At 70.4% G+C, this 21,855-nt stretch carries 13 protein-coding genes; 5 read left to right on the top strand and 8 right to left on the bottom strand.

Annotated elements, in window-relative coordinates:
• Window positions 1-169: 169 nt before the first annotated feature.
• The 3 genes from AB0C82_RS27240 to AB0C82_RS27230 all read right to left on the bottom strand — a co-directional run bounded on the left by AB0C82_RS27240 (window position 170) and on the right by AB0C82_RS27230 (window position 3,974).
• Window positions 170-1,045: a TylF/MycF/NovP-related O-methyltransferase gene (locus tag AB0C82_RS27240; protein ID WP_362846724.1), complete on the bottom strand. Its 876-nt coding sequence runs from the start codon at window positions 1,043-1,045 to the stop codon at window positions 170-172.
• A gap of 49 nt (window positions 1,046-1,094) precedes the next feature.
• On the bottom strand, window positions 1,095-1,856 hold the full coding sequence (locus tag AB0C82_RS27235) for a methyltransferase domain-containing protein (protein ID WP_362846722.1): 762 nt from the start codon (window positions 1,854-1,856) through the stop codon (window positions 1,095-1,097).
• A 108-nt stretch (window positions 1,857-1,964) separates the two neighbouring features.
• Window positions 1,965-3,974 carry a CDP-glycerol glycerophosphotransferase family protein gene (locus AB0C82_RS27230; protein WP_362846720.1) on the bottom strand — a complete coding sequence of 670 codons (2,010 nt, stop codon included), beginning with the start codon at window positions 3,972-3,974 and terminating at the stop codon, window positions 1,965-1,967.
• Window positions 3,975-4,076: 102 nt separating this feature from the next.
• Between AB0C82_RS27230 and AB0C82_RS27225 the strand changes: the two genes are divergently transcribed.
• Window positions 4,077-7,466, top strand: a complete 3,390-nt coding sequence (locus AB0C82_RS27225; protein WP_362847214.1) for a CDP-glycerol glycerophosphotransferase family protein — start codon at window positions 4,077-4,079, stop codon at window positions 7,464-7,466.
• Window positions 7,467-7,497: 31 nt separating this feature from the next.
• Here AB0C82_RS27225 and AB0C82_RS27220 read toward each other — a convergent pair whose 3' ends face one another.
• The gene (locus AB0C82_RS27220) at window positions 7,498-8,106 is read right to left on the bottom strand and encodes a TetR/AcrR family transcriptional regulator (RefSeq protein ID WP_362846718.1); all 609 of its coding nucleotides are present in this window, start codon (window positions 8,104-8,106) and stop codon (window positions 7,498-7,500) included.
• Between the two features lie 127 nt (window positions 8,107-8,233).
• Here AB0C82_RS27220 and AB0C82_RS27215 point away from each other — a divergent pair, with 127 nt between their 5' ends.
• Together AB0C82_RS27215 and AB0C82_RS27210 are read left to right on the top strand one after the other, a co-directional pair.
• Window positions 8,234-9,175 carry an ABC transporter permease gene (locus tag AB0C82_RS27215; protein WP_362846716.1) on the top strand — a complete coding sequence of 314 codons (942 nt, stop codon included), beginning with the start codon at window positions 8,234-8,236 and terminating at the stop codon, window positions 9,173-9,175.
• Between the two features lie 10 nt (window positions 9,176-9,185).
• A complete protein-coding gene (locus AB0C82_RS27210) occupies window positions 9,186-9,956 on the top strand; it encodes an ABC transporter ATP-binding protein (protein WP_362847211.1) in 771 nt (256 codons plus the stop codon).
• 224 nt (window positions 9,957-10,180) lie between these two features.
• Here AB0C82_RS27210 and AB0C82_RS27205 read toward each other — a convergent pair whose 3' ends face one another.
• Window positions 10,181-15,199 carry an NAD-glutamate dehydrogenase gene (locus AB0C82_RS27205; protein ID WP_362846714.1) on the bottom strand — a complete coding sequence of 1,673 codons (5,019 nt, stop codon included), beginning with the start codon at window positions 15,197-15,199 and terminating at the stop codon, window positions 10,181-10,183.
• A 477-nt stretch (window positions 15,200-15,676) separates the two neighbouring features.
• Between AB0C82_RS27205 and AB0C82_RS27200 the strand changes: the two genes are divergently transcribed.
• Window positions 15,677-16,243, top strand: a complete 567-nt coding sequence (locus tag AB0C82_RS27200; protein ID WP_362846712.1) for a DJ-1/PfpI family protein — start codon at window positions 15,677-15,679, stop codon at window positions 16,241-16,243.
• A gap of 637 nt (window positions 16,244-16,880) precedes the next feature.
• On the opposite strand, the gene AB0C82_RS27195 is transcribed toward AB0C82_RS27200, so the two are convergent.
• Window positions 16,881-17,552, bottom strand: coding sequence for an HAD hydrolase-like protein (locus tag AB0C82_RS27195; RefSeq protein WP_362846710.1), 672 nt, complete (start codon window positions 17,550-17,552; stop codon window positions 16,881-16,883).
• Window positions 17,553-17,581: 29 nt separating this feature from the next.
• Window positions 17,582-18,088, bottom strand: coding sequence for a hypothetical protein (locus AB0C82_RS27190; RefSeq protein WP_362846708.1), 507 nt, complete (start codon window positions 18,086-18,088; stop codon window positions 17,582-17,584).
• Between the two features lie 277 nt (window positions 18,089-18,365).
• Here AB0C82_RS27190 and AB0C82_RS27185 point away from each other — a divergent pair, with 277 nt between their 5' ends.
• A complete protein-coding gene (locus AB0C82_RS27185) occupies window positions 18,366-18,812 on the top strand; it encodes an Rv3235 family protein (protein ID WP_362846706.1) in 447 nt (148 codons plus the stop codon).
• Window positions 18,813-18,949: 137 nt separating this feature from the next.
• Here AB0C82_RS27185 and secA read toward each other — a convergent pair whose 3' ends face one another.
• Entirely contained in the window at window positions 18,950-21,787 is a 2,838-nt protein-coding gene (gene secA, locus AB0C82_RS27180; RefSeq protein WP_362846704.1) for a preprotein translocase subunit SecA, read from the bottom strand.
• Between the last annotated feature and the right edge of the window lie 68 nt (window positions 21,788-21,855).

Below are 21,855 nucleotides of genomic sequence, written 5' to 3'. Positions count from 1 at the left end.
TCCGGCACATCGGGGCCGGACGCACCCCGGGGCTAACAACCCCGCACGTGTCCCGGTCACCCGATGGCAGCCGTTCGGGTGACGGCCGGCGGCCGGGAGTCGATAGAACGACCGAGCCCCGCACCTGTGTGGCACGGGGCTGACGGAGTTCACGGGACACACGCGGGCGTCAGGGCTTGACGGCGATGCGGCCTTCGTCCATGCGCAGCAGCAGCAGCTGCTCGCCGGTCTTCTCCAAGAACTCGTCGACGGCCTGCCGGGAGCCCTGCCAGTAGCCGTAGTCGTCGATCAGGAGCACTCCGCCGCTCACCAGGCGCGAGTAGAGGTACTCCAGCTCGTGCTTGGTGGAGGCGTACCAGTCGGTGTCCAGGCGGAGGATGGAGATCTGCTCCGGGGCGCGGTCCGGAACGGTGTCCTCGACCCTGCCCTGCACGTAGTGGACGCGCTCCTTGGGGTAGGGCACGTTCTCGAAGCCGGCCTTGACGTCCTCCAGGGAGGCCACCGCCCAGATCGGCCGGTCCTTGCCCTGCGCGTCGAGCAGTTCCTGCGCCGACCTGCCGTCGCGCCGCAGGTCCTCCTCGGTGGGCGGGGTCATGCCCTCGTACGTGTCGAAGAGGTACAGGTCGCGCTCGGTCTCGCCGAGCGAGAGCAGCGTCTTCGCGCACGCCTGCATGGAACCGCCGCGCCACACACCGCACTCGACGATGTCGCCGGGGATGTTGTGGCGGGCGATGTGGCGGGTGGCGAGGATGAACGCGTTGAGCCGCTCGGGCGAGGTCATCGAGTACGGCTTGACCGCCCGGATGATGTCCTTCGCCTCGTCGTCGTAGTCCGCCGGGAACTGCGGACCGGCCTTGGCCTTCGGCTTGGGCTTCGGTGCGGGCGCCGGGGCGGCGGGGGCATCGGCGGCTGCCGGGGCCGCGGCGGTACGGGGAGCGGGCACGGACACGCGCCTGAGCTGGTACCCGGTGAGTTGCTGAAGGACGCCGTTGACGGCGTTGCGCCAAGCCATGCCCAGGGACAGTACGCGCGCATTGCGGCTCATGTCATCTTTCGTCAACCTGTCATTGATTTGCCCCCGTTGGGCTACAGGATCAGGAGCCCGCGGTGTCGGTGGACGCGGAGATCTCCACGGGGGCAGGCGCTCCGGCCGGGGCGGGGACCTCGGCCGGGGGCGCCGCCGGCCGGCCGCACCGCTCGCGGCCGTCCAGCGGGCGGGGCACCGGGACCGCGTCCACTCCGCCGACGCGGTTGGCCCACCACACGGTCAGTTCCCGTACGGCGAACATCGTCAGCCGGGGATAACGCTGCGGCCTGCGGAACACCCCGACGGAGTCGCCCCAGTAGGCACCCTTGTCGATGCCCCGGTAGTCGTGCCAGATGCCCTTGCGGGGCGGGAAGTCGGTGTACGCCTCGCAGAGTTCGAGCCGCGAGTGGGCCGCCATCGCGCGAAATCCGTCGGGGTAGTAGCGCCAGCAGTCCTGCGCGTCGTGCGCGTGGCCGCGCGAGGGTGCGGTGATGAAGGCGTAGCCGCCGGGCTTGAGGACGCGGGCGATCTCGAGCATCGAGGCCCAGAAGAAGGGGATGTGCTCGAACGCCTGCCCGGAGAGCACGACGTCGGCGCTGCGGGACTTCGCCGGGATGCGGTACGGCCGCTTCATCACGGCGTCGACGTTGGGCCCGTCGAGGACGTCGACACCGAAGTAGTCGATGTCGTGGCCCGCCAGCAGCCCCCTGTGCGTGCGGGACTGTTTGCCCGAGATCCGCGACCCGAGGTCGACGACGCGATGCCTGCGCGTCCTGGGCAGATATTCCTCGATGCAGAGTTCCATCTGCTCATAGGCGGACTGGTGCATGAGGTTCTCCCAACATTGCCGTGTGCATGAGCTGTTGAGCACAACGACGGCGGGAAGCGGAGGGGTCGCCCCGGACCCGGCCGATCCGCCGTTCGAGTGATGCGGGCCTCAGGGTGACCCTTCCCCCAGGAGGAACCGCCGCACCACGCGCTCCGCCGCGCGCCCGTCGTCGTACGGACAGAACCGGTCACGGAACGCCTTGCGCAGCACCTTCGCCGGCCCGGAGTCCCACGCGCCGCCGCACAGTGCCTCCAGCAGTTCCTCCTGGCTGGTGGCGATCACCCCGGGTGTCTCCCCCGGCCGCCCGGAGAGCAGGTCGAAGTAGGTGCCGCGCGAGGCACGGTAGGCGTCCCAGTCGGGTGCGTAGCCGATGATCGGGCGGTCCAGACAGGCGTAGTCGAACATCAGCGAGGAGTAGTCCGTGATCAACGCGTCTGACGCCAGGCAGAGTTCCTCGATGCCTGTGTGGCCTGTGACGTCGACGACGCGGCCGTGCCCGGCGCCGGGAAGTCCCGCCGTGCGCCCGTAGAAGTAGTGCGCGCGCACCAGCAGGACGTAGTCGGGCCCCAGTTCGCGGGCGAGGAGGTCCACGTCGAGCCGGGGCAGGAAGCCCTTGCGGTAGTCGCGGTGGGTCGGCGCGTACAGCAGCGCCTTCTGCCCGGGGGCGATGCCCAGTCCGGCGCGGATCTCCGCCGTCCGCTCGGCGGTGGCGGTGAAGAAGACGTCGTTGCGCGGATATCCGAGGTTCAGGTGCTCGTACGAGGACGGGTAGACGCGGTCCCAGATCTCGGTGCTGTGGGGGTTGGCGGACAGGCTGTAGTCCCACTGGTCGGTGTGGGCGACGATCCGTTCGAAGCTGATCCCGTTGGTGAGGGCGGGGTAGTCGCGCTGGTCGAGGCCCATGGTCTTCAGAGGGGTCCCGTGGTGGGTCTGGAGGTAGAGCTGCCCGGAGCGTTTGGTGAAGCCGCCGGGGAAGCTGGAGTTGTTGATCAGGTACGTGGCGGTGGCCATGGTCCGCCAGTAGGCGCGGGAGCCCTCGATCACGTACGGCACCCCCGGGGGCACCCGGTCGCGGTGGCGCGAGGAGACGACCCAGACGCCTTGGATGTGCGGGGCGAGTTCGAGGGCCTTGGCGTGGATGGCGGCGGGATTGCAGGCGACCCCACGGTTCCAGTACGCCCCGTACACCGCGAGGCAGGGGTCGAGCGGCCGCCGCAGGTCGGCCCGGTAGGCGGTGCGCAGGACGCGGGCGCGAAGCGCCTTCCGGCGCCGGAGCAGGGCGGCGGGGAGGCGGGCGCGGGCGGTGCGGGCGGCGGTCCGCGCGCGGTGGGCCGCGTAGCTGCCTGGGAGGCCGGCGGCGCGGAACAGGACGGCCCGGTCGTGTGCGGGGACGGCGCCGGGGACGTCCGGGGGTTCTTCGAGCAGGGCGCGGAGGTGGGCCGTGCGGGCGGCTCCGGTCCGGGGGTCGTCGCCGGACTCGGTGAGCAGCCGGCCGTACGCGTCGATGAGCGCGCCGCTCCCCTGCCACGCGCCGATGAGGCGGTGGCGGACGCAGATCCGGTCCAGGGTGGCGAGTGTTCCCGCCTCGGACGCCAGCAGGTGCGCGCGCCGGACCGGGAGGACGTCCTCGTGCGGGCCGTCGGTGAAGCGGAGCCCGTGGACGGTCCAGAAGGAGCGCCGGAAGAGCTGGTTGCGGGCGGCGGGGACGGCGTCCGGCGCGCCTGGCCGGACCTCGCCCCAGCGGTCGAGGCGGTCGTGACCCAGCCGCAGCACGTCCGGGCGGTCCTTCTCCAACAGCGCGGCGACCGGCGCCAGTGCGCCCGGCAGGAGCAGGTCGTCACCGTCGAGGAAGAGCAGGTGGTCGCCGCGCGCCTCCCCGGCCCCGGCGTTTCGGGCTCCGCCCACCGTGAGCTGTCCCGCGGGGGGCAGGACCCTCACCCGGGTGTCGCGCTCCAGGTACTCGGCCGCGACGGCGGCGAAGGCGTCGGAGAGCCCCGGGGCCTCGGTGCCGAGCAGGATCAGTTCCAACTCCCGTACGGGCTGGTCCAGTACGGAGTCCACGGCGGCGCGCAGGTATCCCGGCCCGCGGGGGACGGCCATGACAACACTGAGGAGCATGGCAGCCGAGCGTAATCGCGCCGGTGCGCGATCCGGCCCTTCCCTTCACCCGTTCGGGTCAGTGCCGGTGACTCGGGGCGCCCACCCCGGTTGAGCATGACCATGAAGCCTCTGCTCAGCGTCGTCGTCCCCGTCCACAACGTCGAGGAGTGGCTGGAGCAGTGCCTGCGGTCACTCGCCGGGCAGTCCCTCGAAGCGATCGAGGTGGTGCTCGTCGACGACGGTTCCACGGACGGCAGCCGTCGGATCGCGGAGGAGTTCGCGGCGCACGACAGCCGCTTCCGGTGCGTCCACCAGTCCAACGCGGGGCTCAGCGCGGCCCGTAACACGGGGGTGCGCCACACCACTCCCGGCGTTCCGTACCTCGCGTTCGCCGACAGCGACGACGTCCTCGTCCACGACGCCTACGAACGGATGGTCGCGTCCCTGGAGTCCACAGGGTCGGACCTGGTGACCGGCAACGTCTGGCGGCTGACCGAGCGGGGCAGGCAGCAGGCATGGCAGTACCGGTGGCTGACCGCCACCCGCACCCGGACCCACATCACGCGCGACACCCGCCTCCTCGCGGACCGGGTCGCCTGGAACAAGGTGTTCCGGCGCTCCTTCTGGGACCGCCACTCCTTCGCCTTCCCCGAGGGGAAGCTGTACGAGGACACGCCGGTGATGATCCCGGCGCACTACCTCGCCGGCTCGGTGGACGTGCTGCGCGAGCACGTCTACCACTGGCGGGTACGGGAAGGCTCGATCACCCGGCGGCGCACGGACGTGACGGGCGTACGGGACAGGATCGCCGCGTGTGAGCAGGTCAGCGCGTTCCTCGCGGGCCGGGACGCGACGCAGCGGCGACACTACGACGTGTCGTGCCTGCGCGACGACTTCCTCTACTTCCTGGAGGGGATGACGCTCGGCAGCGCCGCCTACCGCGCCGCGTTCATGGCCGACGCGGGCGCCTTCCTCGACCGGGCGGGCAGCTCCGCCCTCGACGGGCTTCCGGTGGAACTGCGGGTCAAGTGGCGGCTGGTACGCGAGCGCAGGCTGGAGGACCTGCTGGCACTCCTCGCGTTCGAACGGACCAACGGGGCGGGCACGTTCACCGTCGAGGGTCTGCCCGGCAGGCGCCGGGCCGTCCATCCGGGCGTCACACACGGCGAGTCGCGGCTCGGCCGGTCCGATCTTCCGGCGGTGGCACGGCTGCTGGGTGCCGCGTGGCGCACGGACGGGCGGCTCGGGCTGCGCGGGTACGCGTACATCCGCAACCTCCCGTCCGACACGGCCGTTCGTTCGCTGAAGTGGGGGATGCTGCGGTCGGCGGAGGGCAGGCAGCTGCGGACCGTCCCCGTGCGGTCGGTCACCGAGCCCCGCGCGACCGTGCACTCCGCCCAGGAGCTGCACAGTTACGACCGGTCGGGCTTCGAGATGGTCATCGACCCGCGCACACTCCGGCCGGGCCGCTGGCTGGTGGGCATGGTGGTGACCAGCCACGGCGTCGTGCGGCGCGCCGCCGTACGGGCCGTGGATGCCGCCTCGGCCCAGCCGCTCGTCCGGGATCTGGGTGACGGGCGGCGGGCGGTCCTCGGCTACCGGGACGGCCGGCTGGAAATCGCCGTGTCCCAGCTGCCCGCACTCGCACAGACGCACGACAGTGGAAGCGGAACTCTGAGGCTGACGGGACAGCGGTACGGCGGTGCGCGTCCGGAGACGCTACTGCTCGCCCTGGAAGGCACCGCGGAGGAGCGGACCTGCCCGGTGGAGTACGGGGACGACGGGCGATTCACCGTGCGGATTCCGCTCACGGAACTCGCCGCCGTACCTCCGCCGCGCCACCTGGCTCCCCCGGAAGTGGAACCGGAGGCCGGCGCCCGGTGGCGGGCCCTGCTGCTGCTCTCCGACGGCAGCCGGGTCCCGCTCGCCGCCGCGCCCGATCTGCCACCGCCCGCCACGGCCTGCCCGGCGGGTGAGCTGGTGGTGGACGTGAGCGGGCTGCCGGTCATCGACGGCGCACGGTGGACGTCCGACGGCGCCCTGCACATCGAGGGCCGGGGGACGGGCGCCGAGCTGGTCCTGCGCCACGAGGCCCTTCGTGAGACGGCGACCGTCCCGGTGACGCGGCAGGACGGCCGCTTCACCGCGACCGTGCCCCGCGAACTCGTCGCCGCCGCACTCCAGGAGGGCCACTGGGACCTGCGCCTGGACGGCTTCCCCGCACGGGCCACGGCATCACTCACCGCCCGCCTCCCTCTTCACCGCCCCGGTGACGAGGGCGGGCCGACCCTGGAACGACGCCACGGCGACCGGCTGACCCTGCACGCAGGCCCTGCCCTGCCGGTAGCCGAGCGGGGCGCGTACCGCCGGCGTCTGCTGCGCACCGCCTACCAGGAGAGACGCGCCCTCCCCCTGCGCGACGCCGTCCTGTACACGGGCGGCGACTCCCCCCGCGCCGTCCACGCGGAACTGGTGCGGCGCGGCACCGACGTCGAGCACCTCTGGGTCACGGCGGGGCGGGCGGGGAGGGCCGCGCACGTACCGGCCACGGCGGTCCCCGTCGTCGAGTACAGCGCCGCCTGGTACGAGGCGCTGGCGCGGGCCCGGCGCATCGTGACCGACGACCAGTTGCCCGAGTGGTTCGAGCGCCGCCCCGGCCAGACGGTCGTGCAGACCTGGCACGGCACCCCGCTCGGCCGCTTCGGCACGGACCTCGACGGCAGCCTGTACGCCGACCACCACGTCCTCGCCTCCCTGCCCCACCGCTCGGCCCAGTGGTCGGTGCTCGTCTCCCCGAGCCGGTTCGCCACCGCGCACCTGCGCCGCGCGCTCGCGTACGGGGGCGAGGTCCTGGAAGCGGGCTCACCCGCCGCCGACCTGCTGTTCGCGCCCGACCGGGAGAAGACGGCCGAGCTGGTCAGGCGCCGCCTGGGCGTCCCGGACGGCGTCCGGGTCGTGCTCCACGCACCGACGTACCGCGACCACCTGGCCCATGACCGCACGGCTTCCTCAGGACACCGCCCCGGGCCGTACCGCTGGGACCCGGCGCTCGACACGGCCTCCCTGGCGCGGTCGCTCGGCGCGGGCCACACGGTCCTGGTGCGACGCCACCCCCTGGTCACGGGCAGCGTGCCGACCGGTCCCGGCGTGCTCGACGTGTCGGGGCACCCGGACACCGCCGAGCTGCTCCTGATCGCCGATGTCCTGGTCACGGACTATGCGGGCCTGGTGTTCGACTACGCGCACACCGGCCGCCCGATGCTCTTCCACACCTACGACCTGGAGCACTACCGGGACACCGTGCGCGGTTTCTGCCTGGACTTCGAGACTCGGGCGCCGGGCCCGCTGCTCGTCACGACCGGCGAGGTGGCGCAGGCGCTGCACACCACGGACGAGGTGGCGGCACGGCACGCGGACGCGTACGAGAGCTTCCGCACGGACTACTGCGACCTGGACGACGGCGGCGCGGCTGCCCGGGTCGCCGACCGGCTGCTGGCGCGGGAGTCGTGACACCCGGGCGCCGGAACCGGGCGCTCCGCGGTCAGCTCGCGCGCAGCGCGGCGACCGCGGAGGCCGCGAGGTCGTCCAGGTAACCCTTGGGCAGGTCGCCGCGGACCACGGCCAGGCGCCAGTACAGCGGGCCGACGATGAGGTCGAGGGCGCGGTCCGGATCGCTGCCCTCGGGGAGCTCTCCCCGGGCCACGGCCTCGCGTACGACGACGGCGGCCACGCCCTGCTGCTGGTCGAGCAGGGCGGCCTTGATCGCGTCGGAGATCTCCGGATTGCGTGCCGCCTCGACCAGCAGATCGGGGATGACCTGCGAGGCGACCGGGTGGCGCAGCGCGTACGCGGCCAGTTCCAGTACGGCGCGGACATCCCCGTACAGCGAGCCGGTGGCCGGTGCGGGCATCCCCTGCGAGGCGACCGCCGAGACCAGGTCCAGGACGAGCGAGAGCTTGGACTTCCAGCGTCGGTAGACGGCCGCCTTGCCGACGCCCGCGCGCCGGGCGATGCCCTCGATCGACATCCGGGCGAATCCGACCGAGGCCAGCTCCTCGAAGACCGCGGCGCGGATCGCGTCGGTCACGTCCTCGCGCAGCACGGCTGCGCCCGCCGGGGTGCGGCGTCGGGTTCCTGGATCGGTGGCCATGGGCGAAATGATAGTCCGTAACGACGAAACGGTTGCGTTGCGACGTAGAAGCGTCCTACTGTCAGCGTTGCGACGATACGGTTCCGTCCCGTCGCCAGCCCGTCACAGCCCCCCATCGAAAGCGATCGTGGTGAGCCAGACAGCAGCGCCTCCGGCGCCCGTGGAATCAGCCGCCCCCACCCCACCCCCGGCCCACGCACCGGGCGAGCTGGCCGCACTCGCGGCCCGGCACGGGCTGACCGTCAGCGGGGCCAGGCCCTCGCTGAGGTCGTACATCGGGCAACTGTGGGGGCGCCGGCACTTCATCACCGCGTTCGCCGGGGCCAAGCTCAGCGCCCAGTACAGCCAGGCGAAGCTCGGCCAGATCTGGCAGATCATGACGCCGCTGCTCAACGCGACGGTCTACTACTTCATCTTCGGCGTCCTGATGGACACCAGGAACGGGGTCGCCGACTTCGTACCGTTCCTGGTCACCGGCGTCTTCATCTGGACCTTCACCAGCAGCACGATCACCGCGGGCACCCGGGCGATCAGCGGCAACACCGGTCTCGTACGGGCCCTGCACTTCCCGAGGGCCTCGCTGCCGATCGCGCTCGCCCTGCAGCAGCTCCAGCAGCTCCTGTACTCCCTCGGGGTCCTGTTCCTCATCCTGCTCGCGTTCGGCCAGTTCCCCCAGCCGTCCTGGCTGCTGGCCGTCCCGGCACTGACCCTCCAGGCCCTGTTCAACACGGGGGTCTCCATGGTCGTGGCGCGGCTCGCCGCCCAGACCCCGGACATCGCCCAGCTCATGCCGTTCGTCCTGCGCACGTGGATGTACGCGTCGGGCGTGATGTGGAGCCTGGACACGCACCTGTCGAGCGACCGGGTCCCGCACGCGGTGGTGGTGGCGCTGGAGTGCAATCCGGCGGCCGTCTACATCGACCTGATGCGGTTCGCCCTCATCGACAGTTTCACCGCCGGTCAGCTGCCCGACCACGTGTGGGCGATCGCGACGGGCTGGGCGCTCGTCTGCGCGGTCGGCGGTTTCGTGTACTTCTGGAAGGCCGAGGAGCGGTACGGACGTGGCTGAGACACCCGACATGCGAGTTCCGACCGTGGTCGTGGACGACGTCCACATCACGTACACCGTGCACGGCGCCCGTACCGGCAGGGGCAGCGCCACCTCGGCGCTGAGCCGGCTCGTGTCGCGCGGGAAGAGCCCGGGAGCGCGGGAGGTGCACGCCGTGAAGGGCGTCAGCTTCGCCGCGTACCGGGGCGAGGCCATCGGCCTGATCGGCTCCAACGGCTCCGGGAAGTCGACGCTCCTGAAGGCCGTCGCGGGCCTGCTCCCACCGACCCGCGGCCGGGTCCACACCCAGGGCCAGCCCTCGCTGCTCGGTGTGAACGCCGCGCTGATGAGCGATCTGACCGGCGAGCGCAACGTCGTCCTGGGCGGACTCGCGATGGGCATGACGCGCCGGCAGATCCGCGAGCGCTACCAGGACATCGTCGACTTCTCCGGCATCAACGAGAAGGGCGACTTCATCACGCTGCCGATGCGGACGTACTCGTCCGGCATGGGAGCCAGACTGCGCTTCTCCATCGCCGCCGCGAAGAGCCATGACGTCCTGCTGATCGACGAGGCCCTGTCCACGGGCGACGCCAGATTCCAGCGCCGCAGCAAGGACCGGATCAAGGAACTGCGCCAGGAGGCGGGCACGGTGTTCCTGGTCAGCCACAGCAACAAGTCGATCACCGAGACGTGCGACCGGGCACTGTGGCTGGAATCAGGCACGCTACGCATGGACGGCCCGGCCCAGGAAGTGGTAGCGGCCTACGAACGCTTCACGAAGCCCCCCAAGAAACGCTGACCCCCGCACCAGCGCCCCAGCCACAGCCCGTCCGTCCGGCGCTCGAGGACAAGCAACCCGAGCCCCTTCACCGCCGGACGGCAAACCACACCGCCCAGCACCCCCCAGCCCGTCCGGCGCTTGAGGACATCACCAACCCGCGCCCCCAACCGCCGGACGGCAAAACCAAGCCCGTCCGGCGCTTGAGGACAAGGTGGACCAGGGCGTCCACCACCGCCCACCGACTACGTGCGCGTCCGCAGCAACGTCCGCATTGTCCGCATGGCCACCGACAGATTCGCCAGATCGAACGCGTCCGAGCTCTGGATCTCATCCAACGTGGACCTCGACCGCGCCAGGATCGCCGCGTTCTTCTCCTCCCACGCCGCGAAGCGCTCCTGCGGCGTCGACGACCCGTTCCCCACGGCCAGCACATCCGCCGTGAGCGCGGCGTGCGCCGCGTACAGGTCCTCGCGGATGGACGCACGGGCCATGGACTGCCAGCGGTCGGCCCGCGGCAGCTCGATGATCCGGTCCATCAGCTGAGTGATCCGCAGCCGGTCGGCCAGGTCGTAGTAGACCTCCGCGACCGCCAGCGGGTCCTTGCTCGTGCGCTCCGCGATCGCCACGATGTCCAGCGCCGGGAACGCGGAGGAGAATCCGGCGACCCGCGTCGCCAGCTCGTCCGGGACACCCACCGAGGTGAGCTCGTCCCGGATCGACTGGTACCACTCCTGGTCCGCACCCATGAGCATCTTGGGCAGCTGGCCCCAGACCTGCTCCACCCCGTCCCGGAAGAACTCGATCGTCTCGGCGATCTGGACGGGCTGCGGCCGGTTGCCCAGCAGCCAGCGCGAGCCGCGCTCGACGAGGCGGCGCGAGTGCAGCCGCACCCGGGTGAGGACGTCCGCGTCGACCTGGTTGTCGAGCGCCTCGACGGCGTCCCACACCTGGGCCAGGCCGAAGATCTCGCGGGCCGCTGCCTGCGCCCGCACGATCTCCTCGATCGACGCCCCGGTCTCTTCCCGCAGACGGTGCAGGAAGGTCGAACCACCGGTGTTCACCGTGTCGTTGACCAGCACGGTCGTGATGATCTCGCGCCGCAGCGCGTGCCCGTCGACGGCCTCGGGGAAGCGTTCCCACAGCTGCTTGGGGAAGTACGCGTGCACCAGCTTCTGCAGATGCGGGTCGTCCGGCAGGCTCGTGGAGATCAGCTCGTCGGCCACCGTGATCTTCGTGTACGCGAGCAGCACGGCCAGTTCGGGCTGGCTGAGCCCCTTCCCGGCGTTCAGCAGTTCGCGGATCTGCCGGTCGTTGGGCAGGAACTCCAGCGCCCGGTCCAGGTGCCCGTCACGACCCAGCCGGCGCATGAAGCGCTGGTGGGCGTGGAGCAGCGACGGTGCCTGGGCGCAGGCGTTGGCGAGCGCGGTGTTCTGCGCGTAGTTGTTGCGCAGCACCAGCCGGCCGACCTCGTCGGTCATCTCGGCGAGCAGCTTGTTGCGCTGCTTGACGGTCATGTCACCGTCGCGGACGAGCCCGTTGAGCAGGATCTTGATGTTCACCTCGTGGTCGGAGGTGTCCACACCGGCGCTGTTGTCGATCGCGTCGGTGTTGATACGGCCACCGCTGCGGGCGAATTCGATGCGGCCGAGCTGGGTCGCGCCGAGGTTGCCGCCCTCGCCCACGACCTTGGCCCGCAGGACCTCGCCGTCGACGCGGATCGCGTCGTTGGCCTTGTCGCCGACGTCCGCGTTCGACTCGTGCGACGACTTGATGTACGTACCGATGCCGCCGTTCCACAGGAGGTCGACGTCGGCCTTGAGGATGTTCTGCATCAGGTCGGCGGGAGTCATCTTCGTGACCCCCGACTCGATGCCGAGCGCCTCACGGACATGCGCGTTGATCGGGATCGACTTGGCGCTGCGCGGGTGGATGCCGCCGCCCGTGGAGAGCAGTTCCTTGTTGTAGTCGGCCCAGGAGCTGCGCGGCAGGTCGAAGAGGCGGCGCCGCTCGGCGTACGAGGTGGCGGCGTCCGGCTTCGGGTCGATGAAGATGTGCCGGTGGTCGAAGGCCGCGACGAGACGGATGTGCTCGGAGAGCAGCATGCCGTTGCCGAACACGTCACCGGACATGTCGCCGACACCGACGACGGTGAAGTCCTGCGTCTGGGTGTCGTGGCCGAGCTCGCGGAAGTGACGCTTGACGGACTCCCACGCGCCGCGGGCCGTGATGCCCATGCCCTTGTGGTCGTAACCGGCGGAGCCGCCGGAGGCGAACGCGTCGCCGAGCCAGAAGCCGTAGGCGACGGCGACCTCGTTGGCGATGTCGGAGAAGCTCGCGGTTCCCTTGTCGGCGGCGACGACCAGGTACGTGTCGTCCTCGTCGTGGCGGACGACGTCGGCGGGCGGCACGACTTCGCCGGTCACCATGTTGTCGGTGATGTCGAGCAGCGCCGAGATGAACATCTTGTACGCGGCGATGCCCTCGGCCAGCCAGGCGTCACGGTCGACGGCCGGGTCCGGGAGCTGCTTGGCGACGAAGCCGCCCTTGGCGCCGACCGGCACGATGACGGTGTTCTTCACCATCTGCGCCTTGACCAGTCCGAGGATCTCCGTACGGAAGTCCTCCCGCCGGTCCGACCAGCGCAGACCGCCGCGGGCGACCTTGCCGAAGCGCAGGTGGACACCCTCGACGCGCGGCGAGTACACCCAGATCTCGAACGCCGGCCGCGGCGCGGGAAGGTCCGGGATGGCCTGCGGGTCGAACTTCATCGACACGTAGCCGTGCGGCTTGCCGTCCTCCGCCTTCTGGAAGAAGTTGGTGCGCAGCGTGGCCTTGATGACGGTGAGGAAGGACCGCAGGATGCGGTCCTCGTCGAGCGAGGCGACCTGGTCGAGCGCACCGTCGAGCTCCTCCAGGAGCCCGTCGGTCAGCTCCGTGCCGGCCCGCTGCCGCTCGGGCGACATCCGCGCCTCGAAGAGGGAGACCAGCAGCCGGGTGGTGTGGACGTTGTTGCGGAGGGTGTCCTCCATGTAGTCCTGGCTGAAGGTCGAGCCAGCCTGGCGCAGGTACTTCGCGTACGCGCGCAGCACCATGGCCTGGCGCCAGTTGAGTCCGGCGCCCAGCACGAGGGAGTTGAAGCCGTCGTTCTCGGCCAGGCCCGTCCATGAGGCCGAGAAGGCTTCCTGGAAGCGGTCCCGGGCGTCGTCGGCGAGGTAGTCGCCGCCGTCGGTCTGCGGCAGACGCAGTCCGAAGTCGTAGACCCACGCGCTCGTACGGTCAGCGCAGCGCAGCTCGTACGGGCGCTCGTCGACGACCTCGACGCCGAGTCGCTGGAGGACCGGGAGGACCGCCGACAGGGAGACCTGCTCGCCGGTCCGGTAGATCTTGAAGCGGCGCTCGCGGGACACGGCGCCGATGGGCTCGTACAGGCTGAGCGCGAAGTCCTTCTCGCCCCGCTGGAGCGCCTCGAGGTGTCCCAGGTCGGCGACGGCCGCGCGCGGCGAGTGGTCGGCCTTGTAACCCTCGGGGAAGGAGTGGCCGTAGCGGCGCATCAGCTCGGCGGCGCGCTCCTCGCCGCACTCGGCGTTCAGCGCCTCCTGGAAGCCGTCGGCCCAGGAGCGGGCGGCCTCGACGAGCCGTCCCTCGATGCGGTCGGTGTCGGCGTCCGTGAGGTGCGGCAGCTCCGTGCCCGGCGGGACCCGGATGACGAAGTGCAGCCGGGAGAGGATCGACTCGGTGTTCCAGGCGGTGAAGTCGACGCTGGTGCCGCCCAGTTCCTCCTTGAGGATGTCGATGAGCCGCAGGCGCACACCGGTGGTGTAGCGGTCGCGCGGCAGGTAGACGATCGCGGAGTAGTAGCGCCCGTACTCGTCCTGGCGCAGGTACAGCCGCAGCCGGCGGCGCTCCTGGAGGTAGAGCACGGAGGTGACGATGGAGCGGAGCTGGTCGGGCGGCGTCTGGAACAGCTCGTCGCGCGGGTACGTCTCCAGGATCTGGAGCAGGTCGCGGCCGTCGTGGCTGTTGTACGAGAAGCCCGCGCCCTCGAGCACCTCGGCGACCTTGCGGCGGACGACGGGCACCCGGCGCACGGACTCGGTGTAGGCGGCGGAGGAGAACAGCCCGAGGAATCGGCGCTCGCCGATGACGTTGCCGTCGGCGTCGAACTTCTTCACTCCGACGTAGTCGAGGTAGCTGGGCCGGTGCACGGTCGCCCGGCTGTTGGCCTTCGTCAGGATGAGCAGCTTGTGCTCGCGGGCCTTGGCGCGGACGTCGGCGGGCAGCCGGTCGAAGGACGGGGAGACCGGGTGGGCCTCCTCGCCGGTGTGGTGCGGGTCGGCGCGCAGAATGCCGAGACCGGTACCGGGGACAGCGGTGAGTGCGTCGCTGTCCTGGAGCTCGTACTCCCGGTAGCCGAGGAAGGTGAAGTGGTCGGCGGCGAGCCAGCGCAGCAGCTCGCGGGCCTCGTCGACCTCCTCGTCGGCCAGGTCGTCCAGCGGCTCGCCAGGCAGGTCGTCGGCGATGCGCAGAGCGGCGTCGCGCATCTTCTCCCAGTCCTCGACGGTCTCCCGTACGTCGGACAGGACCCGCAGCAGGTCGGCGGTGATCTGCTTCAGGTCGGCGCGGTCGGTCTCGCGGTCGATCTCGACGTGGATCCAGGACTCGACGAGCGCGTCGTGCGGCAGCTCGGCCTTGTCGTCCTTGGCGCCCTTGGCGTTCTTGCGGCCCTTGGGGGCCGGGCCGGTGCCGTTGACGTCGGTGAGGACCTCGATGAGCTTTCCGGTGACATCGCGGCGGACGATGATCTGGGGGTGGATCACGACGTGGATGCCACGACCCTGCCGTGACAGCTCATTGGTGACGGAGTCGACGAGGAACGGCATGTCGTCCGTGACGACCTCGACCACGGAGTGGCTGGAAGTCCAGCCGTTCTCCTCGACGGTCGGGGTGTGCACCCGGACGTTCGCCGTGCCCTGGGGCCGGTTCTCGGCGAGCCGGTAGTGGGAGGAAGCAGCACCGAAGACGTCGACCGGGTCCCGGCCGCTGACGTCCTCCGGAGCGGTGTGCAGGTAGTAGCGCTGGAGGTAGGCGAGCAGAGCGCCCTGGCCCGGGCGCTCCCCCTGTCCGGTCCCGGCACCCGTCCCGGCAACGTGCACCCGGGGCGTGTGCCCCGGCCCGCCGATACCACCGCCCGGGCTGTTGTCAGCTACCTCGGCGGCCCGTGCGAGCAGCTCGGCCTTGGCTTCGTCCAGCTTGGTCTGCATGTCCTCTGGCTCCTGTCGCGCGCCGTTGCGTGACGTAGGTGAAAAAGACGACGTACCGCCACGACACGGGGTATCCGGTCTGAGTCGACGCTATGCCGCAATGAGAGATACCCAGGACCATATTGGCCATTTTTGGCAGGCGGTCCGGGATACGGAGAGCGCGGATCGCCCGGGCACTGAGGCACTCCGGGCGCAGGACGGGGGCTTCGCTGCCCCCGAGGCGTATCGCGCTGATCACGGCACCAGGCTATCGCCCTTGCCCCCGTCACCGTCATGAGCTGTATGTGTACAAAAGATGGGTCCTAACTTTGACACTTTGGACAGTGCGCCGCGTCGTCTTGGCGAACCGCGCCAGGACCGGCAGGCTGTCCGGGTCGCACGGCATCCGCCTTACGGCACCCGCCCTGCGTCAGCCGGCGTCCGAACCCCGTGTCCGGGCCGGTCTTCGACACCCTTCGACGTGTGGGGAGCCCAGTCATGGCAGCGAAGATCCTGATCATCACCGGTGATGCGGCCGAGTCCCTCGAAGTCCTCTACCCGTACCAACGGCTGCTGGAGGAGGGCTACGAGGTCGACATCGCCGCCCCCGAGCGCAAGACGCTCCGCTTCGTGGTCCACGATTTCGAACCCGGCTTCGATACGTACACCGAGAAGCCCGGCTACACCTGGCCCGCCGACCTCGCCTTCGCGGACGTCGACCCGGGCTCCTACGTGGCGCTGGTGATCCCCGGCGGCCGGGCCCCGGAGTACCTGCGCAACAACGCCGAGCTCCGCAAGATCGTCCAGGCGTTCTTCGACTCCGACCGGCCCGTCGCCCAGATCTGCCACGGCCCGCTGATCACCGCGGCCACCGGCGCCCTGTCCGGCCGCAGGGTCACCGCCTACCCGGCGCTCGAACCGGACATGCGGACGGTCGGCGCGGTCTTCCACGACGTCGAAGCGGTCGTGGACGGCACCCTGATCTCCTCCCGTGCCTGGCCGGACCACCCGGCCTGGATGCGCGAGTTCCTGAAGGTACTCCGCACGGCGGCGCCGCTCCCCTGACACAGCGAGCACGTCCGGGCGCCCGAGAACAAGGCAAGGCCGCAGGCCGCGCAGCCGCCTGCGGCCGCCCCGCCCCACTCAGCCGCCGTCCCACCCGGCACAGATCCGCCCCGCCCACAGCCACACCACACGCAGACACCACCCCGGGCCAAACCAGGCCCACCCTGCGCTTGAGGACGAGCACAGGGCGTGCAAGGCCGCACTCTCAGCACCCACCCACAAGTCGGCAGATCCGCCCGCGCACCGTCAAACGGCGGCCGAAGACAGGACCAAAACCCAACCCGAGCCCGTCCGGCGCTTGAGGACAAAGCAAGGCCGCAGGCCGCCCAGCCGCCTGCGGCCGCACTCAGCCGCTATCCCGCCCGGCCCGCAAGTCCGCCCCACCCACAGCCAAACCGTCGGCCGACAACACCCCGGACCAAAACCAAGCCGTCCGGCGCTTGAGGGCAAGCACAAGCGGGCAAGGCCAAAGGCCACGTCACCCGCGCTCAGCACCCACCTGCAAGGCGCCAGATCCGCCTGCCCAGAACCAAACCGTCGGCCGACAGCACACCGGGCCGCATCAAGCCCGTCCGGCGTTTGAGGACAAAGCGAGGCCGCAGGCCGCGCAGCCGCCCAACCCCCGCACCGTCCCCGTTCAGCCCGCCATGCGCTCGGCGAGCGACACCGCCTCGGCCAGGCTGTCCACCACCGGCACGCCGGCCGCCTCCAGGCTGGCCCTGCTGTGCGACCCGCCGGTGTAGAGCACCGCCCGCGCTCCCACGTGCGCCGCCGCCACCGCGTCGTCCACCGCGTCCCCGATGATCACCGACCGCAGCGGGGAGATCCCGTCCAGCGCCGCGAAGTGCCGCTCCATGTGCAGCGCCTTGCTGCCGCCCGACGGTCCCGTACGCCCGTCGACCCGCACGAAGTGCCGCTCGATGCCGTACCCCCGGACCACGGGAACCAGATCCTCGTGCCCGTACATGCTCAGCAGGGACTGACTACGCCCCGCCAGGCTCCACTGCGAGAGCAGTTCCTCGACGCCCTGGGTGAGTCCGCAGCCGACCCGCCGCTCGGTGTAGTGGCGGTGGAAGATGCCGTCCATCCGCTCCCACTCCGCGTCGGTGGGCAGCCGCCCGAGCAGCCTCTCGTAGAAGAGGGGAATCGGCACGCAGTACATCTCGCGGTACTGCTCCAGCGTGAGCGGCGCGAGGTCGACCTCGGCGAACGCCGCGTTCGTCGCACCGATGATGGCCTCGATGTCGTCGAGCAGTGTGCCGTTCCAGTCCCAGACCAGATGCGTTCGGTGATTCCCTCGCGTCCCCATGCGGAGAACGTACCCGTCGGGTCCGACAGTCAGCCGATCAGGTTCGGGATCTCCTGGACGCCGAACCACAGGAGCTCGTGGTCCTCGGCCCCGTCCACCGTGAACTGCGCGTCGTCGTCGCCGAGGTCAGCCGCTCCCAGCGCCGCCGCGGCGGCCGCCACGTCCTTCTCCGCGTCGTCGGCGTCCACATGCACGGCCGCGGCCTTCGACAGCGCCACGGCGGCCTCGATCCGGACCTCGCCGAGCGACGCCCCGTCCAGACTGTGATCGGGGTCGGCGACCGCCGCCCCGTCCGGTACGTCGACCGCGACGACGACCCTGCGCCGGGGCTCGACGGGGTTCCCGGCGATCATGCGCAGCGAGGCGGACGCGGCCCGGTTGAGCGCCGCGTACTCCAGCTCCTCGATGTCGTCCGAGACGTACCACTCGCGCAGCGCGGGCGTCACCGCATAGGCGGTCAGCGGTCCGGGGCCCACTTCGCCCGCCCCGTGCGCCGCGGCGAGACCGGAGAGGGTCAGGGGGACGTACACGCGCATGGCTGGCCGCTTTCGTAGTCGGAAACGTCCTCAGGATACGTGCGAGGTCCCTCGTTGGGGTCCTTGAACAGTCCCCGTTCGTCCACCCCGCAGCGGCCCCTCACCCCCGCCGCGCCCTTACGGCACAGGCTCCGACACCCGGATAGGTGATCTCCGGGCACCCCGGAGAGGCCCTTTTCCCGGCTTGCGGCACCCCCCGACTCCCCCGTAGAAGATCCGCAGCAGAAGTTACTGCCCGGTATTCCTCCGGGCACGGAACAGCACGGGGGCGATGAGCATGAGCATGGACAAGACCAGGCCCGCCGCACGACGCGACCAGCGGAGGCCCGGCACCGTACCCCCGCAACAGATCCGGCAACGGACCGCACGGCATCCCCGCCCGCACCAGTGGTTCGCCGAGCGTCTGCTCGCCGTCCTCAGCGGCCGGCGCCCGGTGCACTGGATGCTCGGGCACACCATCGGCGAGGCCTACGACCAGCTCGCCGAACTCGCGCCCAGCAGCCCGTTCGGCGCGGAGGGCGTCCGGCCCGTACTGCGGCACTGCCACGGAGCCCAGCCGGCCACCGGGGTCGTCGAGGCCTTCGCGAGCATCACCGCGGGCGACCGGGTCCGCGCCATGGCCTTCCGCCTGGAACGCGGCACCGACCTCCGCTGGCGGTGCGCGGCGGTGGAACTGGGCGGCGAGCACGTCCCGCACGCGAGGCCCGCTCCCCACGGCCGCTGAACCGGAACTGGACGCCCATGAGCGGGAACACGGCCACACGCGAACGGCCGGGGCCGGACACCCAGAAGGTGCCCGTCCCCGGCCGTCCGGCGGGCGGCGGCGATACGTCAGTACCGCCGCGCCCTCAACGCCACGTACTACTTCTTGCGACGACGGCCGCCACCACCACCACTGGTGCTGCCGCCCTTCTGCGCCTTGCGGCGCTCGGCACGCGTCATACCGTCCGACTCCGAGCGAGCACTGTCGCCATTGGTGAAGTCGCCCTCGACGACACCGCCCTCCCCGTCCACCGTGGGGGCGGAGAAGTGCAGACGGTCGGGCCGCTGCGGCGCGTCCAGGCCCTTGGCACGGATCTCCGGACGGGAGACCGCCGCGGCGGGCGCGCCCTCCTTGGCGAGCGAGGGCCGCTCGGCAGCGTCCCGCACCGGGACCTCCTCGACCTGCTGCTCGACCTGGACCTCCAGGTTGAACAGGTAGCCGACGGACTCCTCCTTGATGCCCTCCATCATGGCGTTGAACATGTCGAAACCCTCGCGCTGGTACTCGACCAGCGGGTCCTTCTGCGCCATGGCCCGCAGGCCGATGCCCTCCTGGAGATAGTCCATCTCGTAGAGGTGCTCACGCCACTTGCGGTCCAGGACGGACAGCACCACGCGACGCTCGAGCTCGCGCATGATGTCGGAGCCGAGGGACTTCTCCCGCTCCTCGTACTGCTCGTGGATGTCGTCCTTGACGGACTGGGCGATGAACTCCGCGGTGACCCCGGCCAGATCGCCGGCGGCCTCCTCGAGCTCCTCGACCGTGACCTTCACGGGGTAGAGCTGCTTGAAAGCGCCCCACAGCCGGTCCAGGTCCCACTCCTCGGCGAAGCCCTCCGCGGTCTCCTGGCGGATGTAGTCGTCGATCGTGTCGTCGGTGAAGTGACGGATCTGCTCCTGCAGGTCCTCACCCTCCAGGACGCGGCGGCGCTCGCCGTAGATGACCTCACGCTGCCGGTTGAGCACCTCGTCGTACTTCAGGACGTTCTTACGCGTCTCGAAGTTCTGCTGCTCGACCTGCGACTGGGCCGACGCGATCGCGCGCGTCACCATCTTGTTCTCGATCGGCACGTCGTCCGGCACGTTGGCCATCGACATCACACGCTCGACCATCTGCGCCTTGAACAGCCGCATCAGGTCGTCGCCGAGCGACAGGTAGAAACGGGACTCGCCCGGGTCGCCCTGACGGCCGGAACGACCGCGCAGCTGGTTGTCGATACGCCGCGACTCGTGCCGCTCCGTACCGAGCACGTACAGCCCGCCGAGGTCCTTGACCTCTTCGAACTCGGCCTTCACCGCGAGCTCGGCCTTCTCCAGCGCGGCGGGCAGCGCCGCCGCCCACTCCTCGACGTGCTCGACCGGGTCGAGCCCGCGCTGACGCAGCTCCGCCTCGGCGAGGTCGTCCGGGTTGCCGCCGAGCTTGATGTCGGTGCCTCGGCCGGCCATGTTCGTCGCGACCGTGACCGCGCCCTTGCGGCCGGCCTGGGCGACGATCGACGCCTCACGGTCGTGCTGCTTGGCGTTGAGCACCTCGTGCTGGACCCCGCGCTTGGAGAGCTGCTGCGAGAGGTACTCGGACTTCTCGACCGAGGTGGTGCCGACCAGGATCGGCTGGCCCTTCTCGTGCTTCTCGGCGATGTCGTCGACGACGGCGGCGAACTTGGCGACCTCGGTGCGGTAGATCAGGTCCGACTGGTCGGCCCGGACCATCGGCCGGTTCGTCGGGATCGGCACGACGCCGAGCTTGTAGATCTGGTGGAACTCGGCGGCCTCGGTCATCGCCGTACCGGTCATGCCGGAGAGCTTGCCGTAGAGGCGGAAGAAGTTCTGGAGGGTGATCGTGGCGAGCGTCTGGTTCTCGTCCTTGATGTCCACCCCTTCCTTCGCCTCGATGGCCTGGTGCATGCCCTCGTTGTAACGGCGGCCGGCGAGCATACGGCCGGTGTGCTCGTCGACGATCATGACCTCGCCGTCGACGACGACGTAGTCCTTGTCCTTCTTGAAGAGTTCCTTGGCCTTGATCGCGTTGTTGAGGTACCCGACGAGCGGCGTGTTCACCGACTCGTAGAGGTTGTCGATACCGAGCCAGTCCTCGACCTTCGCGACACCGGGCTCATGGATCGCCACGGTGCGCTTCTTCTCGTCGACCTCGTAGTCGCCGGTCTCCTCGATGCCCTTCAGCGGGTTGCCCGCCTCACCCTTGGTGAGGCGCGTCACCAGCTTGGCGAAGTCGCCGTACCACTTGGTGGCCTGGTCGGCCGGGCCGGAGATGATCAGCGGCGTACGGGCCTCGTCGACCAGGATCGAGTCGACCTCGTCGACGATGGCGAAGTTGTGGCCGCGCTGGACGAGCTCGTCCTGGCTCCACGCCATGTTGTCGCGGAGGTAGTCGAAGCCGAACTCGTTGTTGGTGCCGTACGTGATGTCGCAGCCGTACTGCTCACGGCGCTGGGCCGGAGTCATGTTGGCGACGATGCAGCCGACGGACAGGCCCAGGAACTTGTGGACCCGGCCCATCATCTCAGAGTCACGCTCGGCCAGGTAGTCATTGACCGTGATCAGGTGCACGCCCTTGCCGGAGAGCGCGTTGAGATACGCGGGCAGGGTGCCGACGAGGGTCTTGCCCTCACCGGTCTTCATCTCGGCGACGTACCCGAGGTGCAGGGCGGCGCCGCCCATCATCTGAACGTCGTAGTGGCGCTGTCCGAGGACGCGCTTGGCCGCCTCGCGGACGGTCGCGAACGCTTCGGGAAGCAGGTCGTCCAGGCTCTCGCCGTCCGCGTACCGTTCCTTGTACTCGTCGGTGAGCGCCCGCAGCTCGGCGTCGGAGAGGTTGACGAAGTCCTCTTCGATGGAGCTGACCTGGTCCGCGATGCGGTGCAGTTTGCGCAGGATCTTGCCTTCGCCTGCACGCATGAGCTTGTTGAAGACGGACACTGAGGCTGGTCTCCTTGCCGGTCGGGCCTGGCACTGGGTCGTGTAATGGACTCTGGCGCGGGCACGGC

This window comes from Streptomyces sp. NPDC048560 (assembly GCF_040650955.1).
In the GTDB taxonomy this organism is placed as follows: domain Bacteria; phylum Actinomycetota; class Actinomycetes; order Streptomycetales; family Streptomycetaceae; genus Streptomyces.
This window is presented reverse-complemented; position numbering and strand designations above follow the sequence as displayed.

What these genes read in the sequence shown, in the direction of transcription:
- AB0C82_RS27230 (WP_362846720.1), bottom strand. Translation starts at nt 3,974, where the DNA reads ATGCTCCTCAGTGTTGTCATGGCCGTCCCCCGCGGGCCGGGATACCTG.
- AB0C82_RS27200 (WP_362846712.1), top strand. Translation starts at nt 15,677, where the DNA reads ATGGCAGCGAAGATCCTGATCATCACCGGTGATGCGGCCGAGTCCCTC.
- AB0C82_RS27185 (WP_362846706.1), top strand. Translation starts at nt 18,366, where the DNA reads ATGAGCATGGACAAGACCAGGCCCGCCGCACGACGCGACCAGCGGAGG.
- AB0C82_RS27240 (WP_362846724.1), bottom strand. Translation starts at nt 1,045, where the DNA reads ATGAGCCGCAATGCGCGCGTACTGTCCCTGGGCATGGCTTGGCGCAAC.
- AB0C82_RS27210 (WP_362847211.1), top strand. Translation starts at nt 9,186, where the DNA reads ATGCGAGTTCCGACCGTGGTCGTGGACGACGTCCACATCACGTACACC.
- AB0C82_RS27195 (WP_362846710.1), bottom strand. Translation starts at nt 17,552, where the DNA reads ATGGGGACGCGAGGGAATCACCGAACGCATCTGGTCTGGGACTGGAAC.
- AB0C82_RS27225 (WP_362847214.1), top strand. Translation starts at nt 4,077, where the DNA reads ATGAAGCCTCTGCTCAGCGTCGTCGTCCCCGTCCACAACGTCGAGGAG.
- AB0C82_RS27205 (WP_362846714.1), bottom strand. Translation starts at nt 15,199, where the DNA reads ATGCAGACCAAGCTGGACGAAGCCAAGGCCGAGCTGCTCGCACGGGCC.
- AB0C82_RS27220 (WP_362846718.1), bottom strand. Translation starts at nt 8,106, where the DNA reads ATGGCCACCGATCCAGGAACCCGACGCCGCACCCCGGCGGGCGCAGCC.
- AB0C82_RS27190 (WP_362846708.1), bottom strand. Translation starts at nt 18,088, where the DNA reads ATGCGCGTGTACGTCCCCCTGACCCTCTCCGGTCTCGCCGCGGCGCAC.
- AB0C82_RS27235 (WP_362846722.1), bottom strand. Translation starts at nt 1,856, where the DNA reads ATGCACCAGTCCGCCTATGAGCAGATGGAACTCTGCATCGAGGAATAT.